Raw genomic sequence first — 14,793 nt, 5'->3', positions numbered from 1 at the left:
ACTTCGGCTACGAAGCTGGTTACTGCTCGCGATACTTCTCATAAAACGGCTTGGCTGCGCGGTGCCAGTAGACGTCCCAATCGGCGACCTTTTCGGGACTGAGCAGTTTGCAGGCAGCTTGAACTTCGGGCGTGTAGATCGCTTGCAGTGCCTTTTGCACGAGTTCATCAGGACAATCGACATGGGTGGTCAGGTAAGCCGTGGTGGCAATACTGTTGATACCACCGGGCGGTAACTGAGCGTTAGGATAATACTCAGGCGTGATCGGCAGCAAGCGAAACGCAGGATCATCCAGCGAGAATTGCACTGCATCATCCAAGGCCAGCAGTTTAAATTGACCGCTGCTGAGCAACTCATGCATGCGCGTGTTGCCCACTTGGACTACGACCACTGCAGCTTCCACTTCCGCCTGCTGATCAATCGATAGCCAATCTGTGTTTACCGCCGTGACATCGGTCAGGTCCATGCCATGCTTTTGAAGAATGCGCCGCGCCACTGAGCGCGAGCCCGAGCCTTCAGGGCCAACAATAATGTTGTGGGCCTTCAGATCATTGATGGTTTCAATACCGCGGTTGGTCCGCACCAAGACATGCACCGCTTCGTAATAGAGCGGCGCGACGACCGATATCTGATCGCTTTTGAGAGTACTGGCCTGCAGCAAGGCCAAGTCGACTTGCCGGTCGATCAAACGCTGACGATTCTCTAGCGAGCCTTCGGTGATCTCAGGTTGCGCTGGCCGCGAGAGCAGCTTCTGCAATTCACCGCAGATGACGCGGCTGACATAATCGTAACTGCCACCGGCTTGACCGGCTGCGAAGCGGATCGTGCGCGGCATACGTTGCGAAGGTTCAAATTCGTAGGGCTGACGCGATACGAAGAACAAAAACAACATCAACAAGGCTGCCAACAGTCCACGCTGTGTCCATGTATGGGAACGCGATGGTTCGATGACGCGTTTTCCGATCAGAGCACCTACGATCGGAATACCCATCGACCAATACATCGCTCGTCGCATTGGCGATAACGGTCGCGCCTGAATTGGTTCTTCGCGCAGATACCTTTCCAGGTCATCGGCCAGCTCGCGGGCACTGGCATAACGTCGATCAGGGCTCTTGTGCAAACACTTGGCGATGATCGTTTCCAGATCGGCCGGCACCGACGCCAGCACACTCCGAGCCAATGGGGCAGGGCGGTGCAGCACTTGCATGATGGTCTGAACCACCGATGAAGATTGAAACGGTGGCTTGCCAGTGACGAGCGCAAACAATACTGCACCCAGCGAATACACGTCGGTTTGATAATCGTGCTCGTCAGTTCGACCAGCCGCCTGTTCCGGTGACATGTAACTCGGAGTGCCCAGAGCCGCACCGGTCGCGGTCAAGCCGGTATCGTTACCTACACTTTTTGCGAGTCCGAAATCGGTGACATGTACCTGGTCAAGTTCGTCAACCAGCACGTTGGCCGGCTTCAAATCGCGATGCAAGATGCCACGATCATGAGCGAACTGGATGGCTCGGGCTACGTCGCGGACGTAGCGGGCCGCGCGGCGGCCTTCCATAGGTCCATTCTGAATCAACTTGGCCAAGTCCGTGCCACCCACGAGGTCCATTGAAAAGTAATGATGGCCATCCTGCTCGCCACACTGGTAGACCGTTACAATGTTGGGGTGGTCCAACCGAGCCGCGCTCCGCGCCTCGGTGTAGAAACGCTGTACCTCTTCGTTGCTGGCTAGTGCGCCAGAACGAATCATCTTGATGGCCACCGCCCGTTCCAGATGAACCTGGCGGCCAGCGTAGACGACTCCCATGCCGCCGCGGCCCAGCACACGCTCCAAGATGTATTCCCCGAAACGACAAGGCAGCGCGTGATTGGCCAGCTCTTGGGCAGGAGTAATCGAACCGAGTGAGAAATTAGGCACCTGCGACTTGGAGTTGACCGGCAACGTCAATGCATTGGGATCACTGGCTGCACTAGCTGCATTACTCTGGGCATGGGCGATGGCAGCGGCATCAAAGGGCTGCGTGTCTTCGTTGGGGTCCGAAATCAAAGCCAGGGGGCGATCCATGGTGGGGACCATGCCGGTGGCCAGCGAACCGCTGGCTTGCGAGCCAGTACCTGCTGCCCCAGAACCGATTGCGCCGATGGAACCGATGGTGGGACCGGCCAGGTGTTCAATCCAATCGGCCGCTTCCAATAGCGCTTCCAGACGCTCGCGCATCGCCGGGTTTTTTGCCAGGAATTGCTCGCGATCGGGCGCTGTACCCGTATCGCAACGTATCAAATACTCTGCCAACGCCGACTCGACGGCCAGTTCCAGCGCGTCATCGTCTTTGGTTGACATCTACTTGATCCCGTTGAGTAAAAACGTATTCCGTCTGCTATTCGCTCGCTCAATTATACTCTTGGCAACCAATTCCCGTCAGAGATTTGAAAGTTTGGGATTCGAGATTTTCAGGCCAGGATACCGCCAATTACCCGGCCTGCCACGTCGGTCAGGCGATAGTCCCGGCCGCTGTGGCGGTAGGTCAGGCGCGTGTGGTCCAGCCCCATCAAGTGCAATATCGTGGCTTGGAAATCGTGAACATGGACCTCATCTTCCGCCACATCGATGCCGTATTCGTCCGACTGCCCGTGCACATGCCCAGCCTTGGCGCCGCCACCTGCCAGCCAGGATGAATACACCCAGTGGTGATGTTCGCGACCGGCTGCGTCGGCCGCAGCGTTAAAGGGCGTGCGACCAAATTCCGTTGTCCATACGACCAGTGTATCGTCCAACATGCCTCGCCGTTTCAGATCCTTGATCAGGCCGGCAATCGGTTGATCGATGTTCTGGGCCAGCGGAGCATGCGTCTTCATGTCGCCATGCGCATCCCAGTTGTTGGAAGAACCGACATCGATCAACTCCACAAACCTGACCCCACGTTCAATCAGTCGCCGAGCCACCAGGCATTGCCAGGCAAACCCACGCGTGCTGCCGCGCTCCAGTCCATACATGCTCAACGTTTGATCGTCTTCTTTCGATAAATCGAAGACTTGTGGCATTTCGCTCTGCATCCCAAAGGCTGTTTCGAACGAGCGAATGCGCGCGGCTAATTGAGGATCAGTGGGTCGACTGGCTTGATGACGACGATTCATATTGGCCATCGCAGCCAGCTCCAGCTCTTGCAACTTGCCCTTGGTCACGCGCGGCAAGATATTGGCCACCGGCTCGGCTCCTGGCAATACTAGTGTGCCCTGATGCGCACCAGGCAAGAAATCGCTTCCCCAAACTTGACTACCTGCATAAGGTGTCTGCGGTGCGATCACGACGAACGATGGCAAATTCCGATTTTCAGTCCCTAGGCCATAGCTCATCCAAGCACCGATACTCGGACGCGCAAAGGTGAACGAACCGGTATGAATACCCAGGGTCGCTTCGTAATGGTTCGTATGATCCGACTTCATCGATCGAATCACGCACAGGTCATCCACGCACTCAGCCATATGCGGAAAGAGCGTACTGACCTGGGTGCCGCACTGGCCATGCGGAGCGAACTCCCATTGCGGCCGCTTGAGGAACATATTGAACTGCCCCTTGCGACCTTGAAACTCGCTGACCGGAATCGTTTTACCTGCATCAGCGAACAACTTCGGCTTGTAGTCCCAAGAATCGACATGCGAAACACCACCACTCATGAACAAAAAGATGACGTTCTTGGCCTTAGGTGCAAAGTGTGTTGGCTTGGGGGCCAGCGGATCGCTCGAGGTGCTGCTCTCTTCGGCCATCAGTTGCGAGAGGATGCCGGGCATAAGCAACGACCCACCCACCATAGAGCGTAACATCTGCCGTCGCGATGATTGGCTTTTGCGATCACACATCAGGATCTATCCTCATTTGGTGTTAGGTAGCCACCGCTGCCAAGCGGTGGATGTCGTAGCCAGGAAAGTCCACCGTCTGGCGACGGTGGCTACTAGTCAATATGCAGGAATTCATTGCTACCGATCAGTGCACGCAACCAGGCGGCTAGCGCTAGCTTTTGGGCAGCCTGCACTTCACTAGTCCCAGTAGCGATCAACTCTTCTCGATACGCTTTCAAAAACTCTTGTGCAGCTTGGATTTCATCGGGCGTGGGTAAGCGCGCCACGGCCGACTGGTAAGCTGCTTGGATCCGCAACGTTTCAGAAGCTTGCGATTCAATATCTTCTGCCCAAGCCGCGGAAGCTTGATGCACAAACGGATCATTCAAGAAGTATAGAGCTTGAGTCGGAACGGTACTGCCCGATCGAATCGCCGTGGACGCATTGGGGTCAGCACCATCGAATAGCGCCAAGAACGGATGACGTTTCAAGCGCTGGGTCATCAAGTAGATACTCCGCTGTCTATGATCATAAACAGCTGCGAAGGGACCATGCTGTGTATAGCCCCAATTGATGGGCGCGGGAAATGCGTGGTCACGACCTATTTGACGATCGAGTAAACCACTGATGCACAGAATAGCATCGCGAATCTCTTCTGCGCTCAAGCGTCGTCGTGCAAAGCCAACCAGCAGTTCGGGCGGTGGGGCGCTATCGCCGACTTGATTGTCGGCCGCTGACTGCTGATAATTGCGACTGAGCATCAGGAGGCGATGCATGGCCTTGATCGACCAACCCGATTCAATGAAGTGCTCGGCCAGGTAATCCAGCAACTGCGGATGCGAGGGTGCCGAACCGCGGACACCGAAATCGTTGGGCGTGGCCACCAGCCCCCGACCAAAATGATATTGCCAAATCCGATTGACCATCACGCGAGCAGTCACATGGCGTGTGTTGCTAGTCAACCAGTTCGCCAATTCCAGGCGCCCGCTGCCTTCAATTTCCGGCGATAGTGAGCCACCCAATACGCGAACAAAGCTGCGTGGAACAACGTCGCCCGGCATGCCAGGCTCGCCCCGCAACTGCATGGCTACATTATGTGGTGTACCTTCGGCCACAGCGTACGCCATTTCATAGGGGCCATCGATCAAGAGCTGATTCAATCGCTCGGATTCCTCTTTCAGCAACCTGTGGTTGTCCATCACCAACTGCTTGAGTTGTTGAACGCGCTGCCGTCGATTGGCCAGCTGCTGGTCGACTCCAGTAGTGGCTGTGTCGATGCGCTCGAAGGCTTTATCGCTGAGCGCATAGTTGTCGACGTCCAGCGCGGGCCGCACACCGCCGATATGTCCGTAGCTATCGATAAACGAGTAATCGATATTCCCATCCCAGCCCGTCGCAAACGCTCCAGTAAATTCGGTTTGGGTAGTTTCATTTCCATCGATCGAGCGCACGAGTCCACTATATTTTTTCTCGCGCAAATTTAGAGCCAATTGAACTTGATACCACGTGCCCACGGCCAGTTTGGCCACGCTGGGTCGTTCATCGGCGCTGCGGGCATACAGCTGCTGAGCATTGAAGAACAATTCAACGGCTGCTGAATTTCCCGGTCCATGCCCTAGGTAATAGCGCCATGAACCGTCGCCTCCCTGAGAAGCGTCTGAGGCGCGAAAATCGAAGCTGCTATGAACGATCCCAGTCGTATCAGCCTTCCAATTCATCGGCAGTTGGATGCCAAAGCCATCGTATTGGGCTCGGTTAGGCATGTGAACTCCCAACTCGCCGAGCGGAAAATATTCTTGGCACGGACTTTGCGCTCGCGTCAATATCTTGACCACACTGTTGGGACCTTGACCCCACGGTGAGGATGGCGGTGTATCGACAGTCTGCAGTTCAAAATCTGCATCCAGACCGACCAGTTCGTTCAGCTCTTTTTCAATTACCGCCTGGCGAGCCAGCTGTTCCACGAGTTGCGGATTACTGGGCGTGGGCGGCTGCGTGCTGACCGGTCGCAGCGGCTGATCACTGATCCCAATATTGTCGATCTCAATCGCAGGCCAGCCACCAGGCGTCTTATCGTCTCGCGCGGCTTGAATCGCTAGATAGTCAATCGCCCATGGCGAAACCGTCCAAGACGCAGTCGTCATCTGGTTTTGTTCGGGCGTTCCGACCTTCGCAGTTACTTCTTGCTTGGACAAGTCGAGCGCGAGCTGCACGCTGGTCCATTGACCTGCGACTGTCGCACCTAGTGCATGCACCTTCTCGCCAATCCGCAACGCGATTTGTTCACGTGATAGTTCGATCGACAGTGCTGGATGATTCGCATCGTCGCCCAGCCAAAGCCTGTGGCTGGAGTTTGATTTGGCATCGGAATCGGTCAGACGAAAATCAAAGTTTATGTACAGCTCAGTACAATTGGTCGGCGTGCGTTTGGGATATACCGCTTGCTCGACTTTGTAGTAGTCAGCCTCGGTGCCGGCCGGAATGTTGATACCGTTTTTGCCAGGCGCATAGTAATTGGTGAAAGGACTCTGTGCCGCGTTGGTCACAGACACTGTTCCGGAGTAAGCCCACGGTGGAACCAAGACCCCATTGCTGCCACCAGCTGCGGGCGCCTGTAGTTCGAAATCGCCATCCATATCCGACAGCGAACGCAAGACTGCGGTGGGCACCGGTTGCCGGTTGCTTTCCAAAAGTCGTCGCGATTGGTTCACTTCGGCATCAAAGGTTCGCCACTGGGCGGCAGCCGTTTTGGCTGGCACCAACGGCATCAAGCAGCGGACCTTTTGCTTTTGTTCCGAACCAGGAAAGGCGTAACGACTACTATCGAAAATGCCATACAGCCCGTAATAGTCTTGCATCGATATAGCATCGTATTTGTGATCGTGGCAACGAGCACAACCCACCGACAGACCAAGGACCGATTGGCCCAGCGTATCGATCGTATCTTGAATCGTCAGGTGGTGATAGTTCTCTGAATCGAATCCAAAGCGGCGCGAGATCGCGAGAAATCCGGTGGCCACAACTTGCTGGGCATACCGCTGAGGATCGTCGGTAGCTTGCGCCAGGATGTCGCCCGCAATCTGCTCGCGCAAGAATTGATCATAGGGCATGTCGCGATTGAATGCATCGATAACATAGTTGCGATAACGCCACGCTGTGGGCACCGGATAATCGGCTGTCTCGCCCGCGGTATCTGCATAACGCACCACATCCAGCCAATGTCGGCCCCATTTTTCGCCGTAGTGTGGTGACTCGAGCAAACGATCGATCAACCGCGCATAGGCATCGGGCGCCGTATCTTGTTCGAACTGTTCAATCTCCGCGGCGCTAGGTGGCAAACCAATTAGATCGTAAGTAGCCCGACGAATCAGCGTGCGTTTATCTGCTGGCGGGTGCATTGCCAAGCCCAGCTTGGCCTGCGCGGCTTCGATATAGTCATCGATCGAAGCGAGCCGCGCGCCGTCACTGACAGCAGAGTTCAGCGGAGCAAAGGCCCAGTGCTCGCGAGCCGCAAATCGCTTGGTCGCCTTGGGCCAAGGCGCTCCGGCAGCGATCCATTTTTCAAACGCAGCAATTTGATCACCGCGCAAAGCCCGCTCTTTTTCAGGCGGCATCGGTGAAATATCTGCTTCGCGCCGCAGGGCCCGCATGAGCAGACTCTCGCCCGGTTTGTCCAAATCGATCGCGCTGCCCGAATCACCGCCTGCAATCAGAGCATCACGTGAATCGACTCGCAGACCACCGGCGATCTTAGCTCGACTGTCGCCATGGCAGCGAAAACAGGTTTCGCTCAATACCGGACGAATACTGTTCTCGAACAGTTCTTCATCCTCCGACTCAGCCGCCCAGCTCAGCCCCCCAAGCACCATCCACACCAACACTAACGATCGAGTTAATAAGGAAGTATTCATAGGCGGGCCCGTCTTGACGGTGGGTTTTGTAGGCGGGAGTAATAGATAGCAGTACCCACCATTATAACCGAAAACTAGCGGCCACATCGTTTAACCCGTAGCCAAAGGCGAGGCAATCGAAGGAGTTCACGTCCACAACCAAGTGACCGCTTTAAGCCACCGGCTACCTCGTTTAACCCGCAGCCGAAGGCGAGGCAAACGAAGAAGTTCACATTCACAACCAAGTGACCGCTTTAAGCCACCAGACGCTCAGGTAGATGCAGAATTGGTTAGAGGGTGCGCCTCGCCTGGCGGCTACGGGTTAAACGAGTTACGCCGAAGGCGAGGCAAACGAAGGAGTCGTTTCTCACTGCCAACTGATTGAATTAAGCAAGCTGACGCTCAGGTAAACGCAGGCTTAGTTAGAGGGTGCGCCGGGTGCGCCTCACCTGGCGGCTACCTCGTTTAACCCGCAGCCGAAGGCGAGGCAAACGAAGGAGTCGTTTCTCACTGCCAACTGATTGAATTAAGCAAGCAGACGCTCAGGTAAACGCAGGCTTAGTTAGAGGGTGCGCCGGGTGCGCCTCACCTGGCGGCTACCTCGTTTAACCCGCAGCCGAAGGCGAGGCAAACGAAGGAGTCGTTTCTCACTGCCAACTGATTGAATTAAGCAAGCTGACGCTCAGGTAAACGCAGGCTTAGTTAGAGGGTGCGCCGGGTGCGCCTCGCCTGACGGCTACCTCGTTTAACCCGCAGCCGAAGGCGAGGCAAACGAAGGAGTCGTTTCTCACTGCCAACTGATTGAATTAAGCAAGCAGACGCTCAGGTAAACGCAGGCTTAGTTAGAGGGTGCGCCGGGTGCGCCTCGCCTGACGGCTACCTCGTTTAACCCGCAGCCGAAGGCGAGGCAAACGAAGGAGTCGTTTCTCACTGCCAACTGATTGAATTAAGCAAGCAGACGCTCAGGTAAACGCAGGCTTAGTTAGAGGGTGCGCCGGGTGCGCCTCACCTGGCGGCTACCTCGTTTAACCCGTAGCCGAAGGCGAGGCAAACGAAGGAGTCGTTTCTCACTGCCAACTGATTGAATTAAGCAAGCTGACGCTCGTTTAACCCGTAGCCGAAGGCGAGGCAAACGAAGAAGTTCACATTCACAACCAAGTGACCGCTTTAAGCCACCAGACGCTCAGGTAGATGCAGAATTGGTTAGAGGGTGCGCCTCGCCTGGCGGCTACGGGTTAAACGAGTTACGCCGAAGGCGAGGCAAACGAAGGAGTCGTTTCTCACTGCCAACTGATTGAATTAAGCAAGCTGACGCTCAGGTAAACGCAGGCTTAGTTAGAGGGTGCGCCGGGTGCGCCTCACCTGGCGGCTACCTCGTTTAACCCGCAGCCGAAGGCGAGGCAAACGAAGGAGTCGTTTCTCACTGCCAACTGATTGAATTAAGCAAGCTGACGCTCAGGTAAACGCAGGCTTAGTTAGAGGGTGCGCCTCGCCTGACGGCTACGGGTTAAACGAGTTACTGGTGGCGCAGGGCTTCGATGGGGTTCATGCGCGCGGCTTTGTACGCGGGGTAGACTCCGAAGATGATGCCGGTGGCTACCGAAATGCTAAAAGCGATAACGATCGAAACGAGGCTGGTCGACGTATGAATACCCAAGAAGAAGGTGAACATCAGCGGCAAGGCAACGCCCAGCACGACACCTAACAATCCGCCGCTGGTGCTGAGCACCGTAGTCTCCATCAGAAACTGCATAACGATATGTCGGCGCTTGGCCCCAATGGCGCGCCGAATACCAATCTCGCGCGTGCGTTCGGTGACAGTGGCCAACATGATGTTCATAATGCCAATCCCGCCGACCAGCAAAGAGATACCGGCGATCGACCCCAGCACCAGATTCCACAGTCGCTTCTCACGCTCGGCCTGGTTAAGTAACTCCAACGGCACTTGGACTTCGTAGTCTTTTTTGGAACCATGTGTTCGCGCCAAGACGTTGCGAACGACCGCTGCGGTCGGTCGCACCTGCGTTTGTTCAGGCAGTTCCAGCGTGATCTCGCTCAACTCAATGCGCACGAATTGTCTCGAACCAGTCTCGACTAATCGCTGCACGATCCCCATACGCGACTGAGCCGAGCTTAGCGGTACATAGATCGTGCTATTATCATCGGTCGTATCTTCGCTAAGCGCTTTAGCGGATCCACTATCGCGATGACCAATCACCCCGATGATACGGTAGGCATCATCGCCTACAAGCAACGATTGGCCGATCGGATTTTCGAATCCAAACACCTCGCCAGCAATCTTGTTGCCGATCACCGCCACATTGGCAGCGGCAGACATGTCGGCCGAGTTAAAGAAGCGGCCTTTGATAGCCAGCTCCTTAACATCGGGCAACTTTTCGGTGGTAGCGACGACGCGTGCTGAACGGACATGCGCGCGGCCGTGCTGCAAGTTCTTTTTATGAATAACTGCTGGTACGATGACCGCGCTGGGCAGTTTTAGATCTTGCAGTTGTCGCAGATCCTGAAAGGTCAGACCGTAGGCCAAGACAACTGTGGAGCTAGTGGAGCTGACATCTTCGGTCGGTTGCGGTTTGATACTGCGCACGATCACGTTGGCCGCACCCAAACGACGAATCTGCTCCAGCGCTTCTTGTTTGGAGCCTTCGCCGATCGAAACCATAGCGATGACCGATGCTACACCCAAAATGGTTCCCAGCAAAGTTAGAAAGCTGCGCAGCTTGTGCAACATCAAGTTGCGAACTGCGAGATTAAACGTGGCCAAGAACATAAGCACGTCGACCCGTCCAATTCGGGATTAGGGCACTCTTCGCGTCAGGGCAACTTAAGACCAGAACGAACACGTGCTTGGATAAATCTTCTCAGCTGGAGGGCGAATCACCCAATAGCGGTTCAATCAGATCCTGCGCGTTGATGGCGATCAGTTCGCCTTCGCTGAGACCGCTCTTGATCGATACTCGCGTATCGCTGGCCTGTCCTAGTTCAACAGCCCGCGGCGTCAATTGATCGTGGTCATCTTTCACAACTACATAGGTTTGATCATCTCGCTCGACCACGGCGTGCAGGGGCACGTTCACTACGTCAGGCAGCGAATCAACCAGGATCTCGGAGACCGCGGTCATCCCAGGCTTGAGTCCTCCCACCTTTTCATCGATCGTGATAAAGGTCTGGTAGACCTTGGTATCATTGCCTGACCAACTATTTTGTTCTGGCAGAACCGCCACTGACTTTACGGTGCCTGCATAACTACTCTGTGGAAATGCATCGACGGTCACACGTACTTTTTGACCAGAGTGCACGCGATCCAAAGCAGATTCATGAATGCGTGTCTCGACTTGCATTTGATCCAGATTGGGAATGGACAGCAGTTTCTGGCGAAAGATAACCGGCACGCCTTCGCGTACTTCCATTTGTTTGTTATTGGGATACGCAACCAGGCCCGACTCGGGAGCGTAGATCTTGCACTTCTGCAACTGCGCCTTGTAGCGCGTCAGACGTTCATCTTCCTTTTTGAACGATTCTTCTTTAGCCCGCATCAAGGCTTGCATCTGAGCCAACCGGGCTTCATTGTTACGTAGCACCTGTTCCAGCCCGCGTTTGGCAGTGGCCAGTTTGCCTTCCAGCGCCAGCAGTTCCTTGCGTTGATCGTAGACTTGCGTCTTCTTGAGTGTCGAGAGTTCTGTTTGCAGTTGGTTCAACTTGGCAGAGAACTGCTGTTCGGCTTGCAGATAAGTCAGCTCAATACGCCTGACTTCGTTCCGGTTGGCGTACCCGAGTTTGAAGAGCGATTGAATACCGCGCTGCTCTTCGCGGCGCAATTCCATCGTGGCCTGCGCCGCTAAAATCTCGTTGTTAACATCATCGATACGACGCTTGTTGGCATCGATCAGCAGTTTGTGCGTACCATTCTTGCTATCGGAATACATCTCCAGTTCAAGTTCCGCCAGCTTGATCAGCAACTCGGCTTCGGCCTGCGCCGTAGCATTCATGGTGAGCTGATTTTTAAGGTTGGCTTCGGCTTGAATTTTCTCGGCCAAGGCGTTCTCGGTGTACAGGACTTGTTCATCGAGAGCTTCTTGCATGGGATTCGAATCCAGTTCGACGACCAAGTCGCCTTTCTTGACCGAAGCACCGTTGGGAATCATCCACAGAATGGTCGTGCCATTAATATTGTCTTTGCGAACATCTTCCACTTCGCAAATCAATTCCACGCTCGATTGGCTCTCCAGCGAACCTCGCTCGAGCACCACCACTTCCAAATCGGAACGATCCACCGGCTGCCATACGGCCAGCCCAATTAGATTGGCGGTGCTACTGGTCGAGCTAGAAAGGCTAACGATTCCGATCCCAATGGCGGCCAGGAGAGCGCAACTGACCCACAGGGCTCTGCTCCCGGGCAAGCTAGCCGGAGTCCACCGTCGGGCAGGACTAGCAGGAAGGCTTACACTGGACATAGGCTTACTTTGTCGGATAGCCGCCGGCAACTCTACGAAGTCGTCCTGACCTGCTATTTGCCGTAGGCTATCAGGCACAGAACTCGCACGTTTTGGGCGTAGGGAGGCACGAACTTAAGGTGGGATAAAACGGTGGGCATACACTACTTTTACTCGGCCAGCGTTGCCGGATGCATCAAGCACATCCGGGGCTCAACAGCCAAATTGTGGTGCATGAGCTGGTCAATAGGCGGGGACCTGAGCGGTTAGGCCAACTACTCCAGCCGCCCTCTTCCAAGCCAAGCCCCTTACGGTAATTGATTCACGCCCAGAAATCAACGCGGGTCCCCGTAGCGGAACGCGTCAAGCGTTTCGTCCTGTTGAGCCAAAGTAGCGGAACGCGTCAAGCGTTTCGTGCCAACGTAGCGGAACGCGTCAAGCGTTTCTTTCCCGCCGTCCCCCTCATCCCTCTGCACCTGGCGTTTTTACGCCATTCACTCCAACCTCAAGTATCCGCAAGGTTTAACGGCCCTGCCTAATCTAGCCATGGGCTTGCGAATCGTCTAAAATCTCAAGCCTCTACGACGCACCTCATGTTGCCACGTCCGGCATTCGTTCAAGCAACTCTTCTTAACGGTGCGTCCCTTGCGGAAGAACTATAGGAAGTCCAAGCGCGTGCGCAGTCTGCACTGCGAAGCGCTAGAGGTTCGGCGCTTGATGGCGCTGAATCCGTCGGCCTCTGAGCAAGAGCTCATGCAGTTGGCCAATCGCTTTCGCGCCGACCCGCGGGGTGAATTTTCACGATTGATTGCCACGGTTTCGCCGCGTCGCGCGTTTGATGCCAAGGTTAACGAAGCGTTGACTTTCTTCAATACGAATGTATCAATCGTTCAAGCTGAATTGGCGGTCCTTAATCCGGCGCCTCCGCTGGGCTGGGACGAACTGGCCCAAAGCATGGCTCAAGATTATCTGCCATTCCTGGCGGCTGCTAAACGCTCTTCCCATTCTCTCGACGGCACTCTGCAACAGCGTTTCAGTCGTTATGGTTTTGATGTCAGCGGCGGCGCATCGGCTCGCGAGAATCTCTACATCGGTGCCACCTCGCCGGTTCAATCACATGCAGCGTATGTTATCGACTGGGGCAGTGGTCCGGGCGGACTGCAAGACCGCGACCACCGCGATAACTTGATCGATCCGACTTTGAAATCTGCGGGGATGGCTTTTGCAGCTGTACCCTACGAACCGGGCGTAATCGGTCCGCTGATCAATACTCAAGAGCTCATTCGCTTGGGAGTAACGGCACCCATGATCACCGGTGCCGTTTTCCAGGATTCTAATGCCAGCGGTTGGTACGATGCGGGCGAAGGCAAGAGCGGTGTGCAGATTCAGTTTGTGGGCACGCCAGGTACTTTTACTGTTCAGAGCATGACTGCCGGTGGCTACAACGCCAAGATTCCTGCGGGTACGTACACGGCCACAGTCAGTGGTGGCGGCCTGCGGTTTCCGATCACCAAGACCAACGTGGTGCTGGGAACACAGAATGTATGGTTGAACTTTATCTATGATCCGGCCGCGGTACCGCCTGATGCTCGCGAGAGTAACAATACCTTGGCCACTGCCACGGCGCTCAGTGGCAACGATCAGAACCTCAGCAATGGCACGATTCACAACGGCGATATCGACTACTTCAAGCTGTTGGCGACGACCACTGGCCAAGCCAAAATTGATTTGACCTTTAGCCATGCGGCCGGCGATCTCAATTTGAGGTTGCTGGATTCTGCCGGTGCAACCTTGGTTCGCAGTGCCACAACCAGCGACCGCGAATCGATCGCAGCCAGCATCACCAGTGGGCGAACTTATTATGTCGTAGTGGAATCGGCCGCAGGTGGAACCGGCGGTCCTTACACGCTGAGCGTCGACGTCCCTGCCGCTCAAGGGCCCAACGTCCGCGCCGATGTGTTCTCGTTGAGCACCACGACCACCGCCAGCTTGCTAAATGTTCTGGCCAACGATACCGATCCCGATGGTGATCTGGCGTCCAGTCGTCTTAGTGTGGTTACCAGTTCTTTTGGCGCGACCCAAGTCGTGACCAGTGGCGGCAGGCCGATGATCAGTTACACGCCGCTGCAAGGTTATTCGGGCGTGGACCGCTTCAAGTACGTACTCACCGACGCTCAGGGTATCAGTTCTGAACCAACCACCGTCGAAGTGATGGTCGTCAACTTTACCGTTAGTCGACCCTTTCAGAATGTGGCTCGACCGAACGACGTTAGTGGCGACGGGTCGACAACGGCCATCGATGCGTTGTTGGTGATCAACCAAATCAATAGCCGCAGCGGCAGTGGCCTGCCCACATCTGCTGCACAGTTGGGCAACTTATTTGGATTTGTAGACGTCAACGGAAATGGGACTTTAGAACCGCTGGATGCCCTGCTAGTAATCAACCAATTGAACACAGCCGGCAGTGGTGGTGGCGAAGGCGAGACGCATGCCGAAGAAATTGATCGAGCCCTGGCCGAGCTATCCGCCGCGGATTTCGAGCACTTGCGGCGTCGAAAGTGGGAATCTTCGCACGTTAAATAGTCGCCTATGGCGTGACCGAACTTTACGAAACC

Annotated in this window: 6 protein-coding genes; 1 reads left to right on the top strand and 5 read right to left on the bottom strand. The window is 55.3% G+C overall.

Going from position 1 to position 14,793, the window contains the following annotated elements:
• Positions 1-19 precede the first annotated feature (19 nt).
• The 5 genes from SH573x_RS09940 to SH573x_RS09920 all read right to left on the bottom strand — a co-directional run bounded on the left by SH573x_RS09940 (position 20) and on the right by SH573x_RS09920 (position 12,199).
• Positions 20-2,341 (bottom strand): serine/threonine protein kinase, encoded by a 2,322-nt coding sequence (locus tag SH573x_RS09940; RefSeq protein ID WP_479354627.1) that lies wholly within the window; start codon positions 2,339-2,341, stop codon positions 20-22.
• A gap of 110 nt (positions 2,342-2,451) precedes the next feature.
• The gene (locus SH573x_RS09935; protein WP_479354625.1) at positions 2,452-3,858 is read right to left on the bottom strand and encodes a DUF1501 domain-containing protein; all 1,407 of its coding nucleotides are present in this window, start codon (positions 3,856-3,858) and stop codon (positions 2,452-2,454) included.
• Positions 3,859-3,950: 92 nt separating this feature from the next.
• On the bottom strand, positions 3,951-7,748 hold the full coding sequence (locus SH573x_RS09930) for a PSD1 and planctomycete cytochrome C domain-containing protein (protein WP_479354623.1): 3,798 nt from the start codon (positions 7,746-7,748) through the stop codon (positions 3,951-3,953).
• A 1,495-nt stretch (positions 7,749-9,243) separates the two neighbouring features.
• The gene (locus SH573x_RS09925) at positions 9,244-10,515 is read right to left on the bottom strand and encodes an ABC transporter permease (RefSeq protein WP_479356687.1); all 1,272 of its coding nucleotides are present in this window, start codon (positions 10,513-10,515) and stop codon (positions 9,244-9,246) included.
• Between the two features lie 91 nt (positions 10,516-10,606).
• On the bottom strand, positions 10,607-12,199 hold the full coding sequence (locus tag SH573x_RS09920) for an efflux RND transporter periplasmic adaptor subunit (RefSeq protein ID WP_479354621.1): 1,593 nt from the start codon (positions 12,197-12,199) through the stop codon (positions 10,607-10,609).
• A 654-nt stretch (positions 12,200-12,853) separates the two neighbouring features.
• Here SH573x_RS09920 and SH573x_RS09915 point away from each other — a divergent pair.
• Positions 12,854-14,761 (top strand): dockerin type I domain-containing protein, encoded by a 1,908-nt coding sequence (locus SH573x_RS09915; protein WP_479354619.1) that lies wholly within the window; start codon positions 12,854-12,856, stop codon positions 14,759-14,761.
• The last annotated feature ends 32 nt before the right edge of the window (positions 14,762-14,793 follow it).

Source organism: Rania fehmarnensis (genome assembly GCF_056494185.1).
Note: the sequence above shows the minus strand (reverse complement) of the source record. Positions and strands in the feature narration are given on the sequence as shown.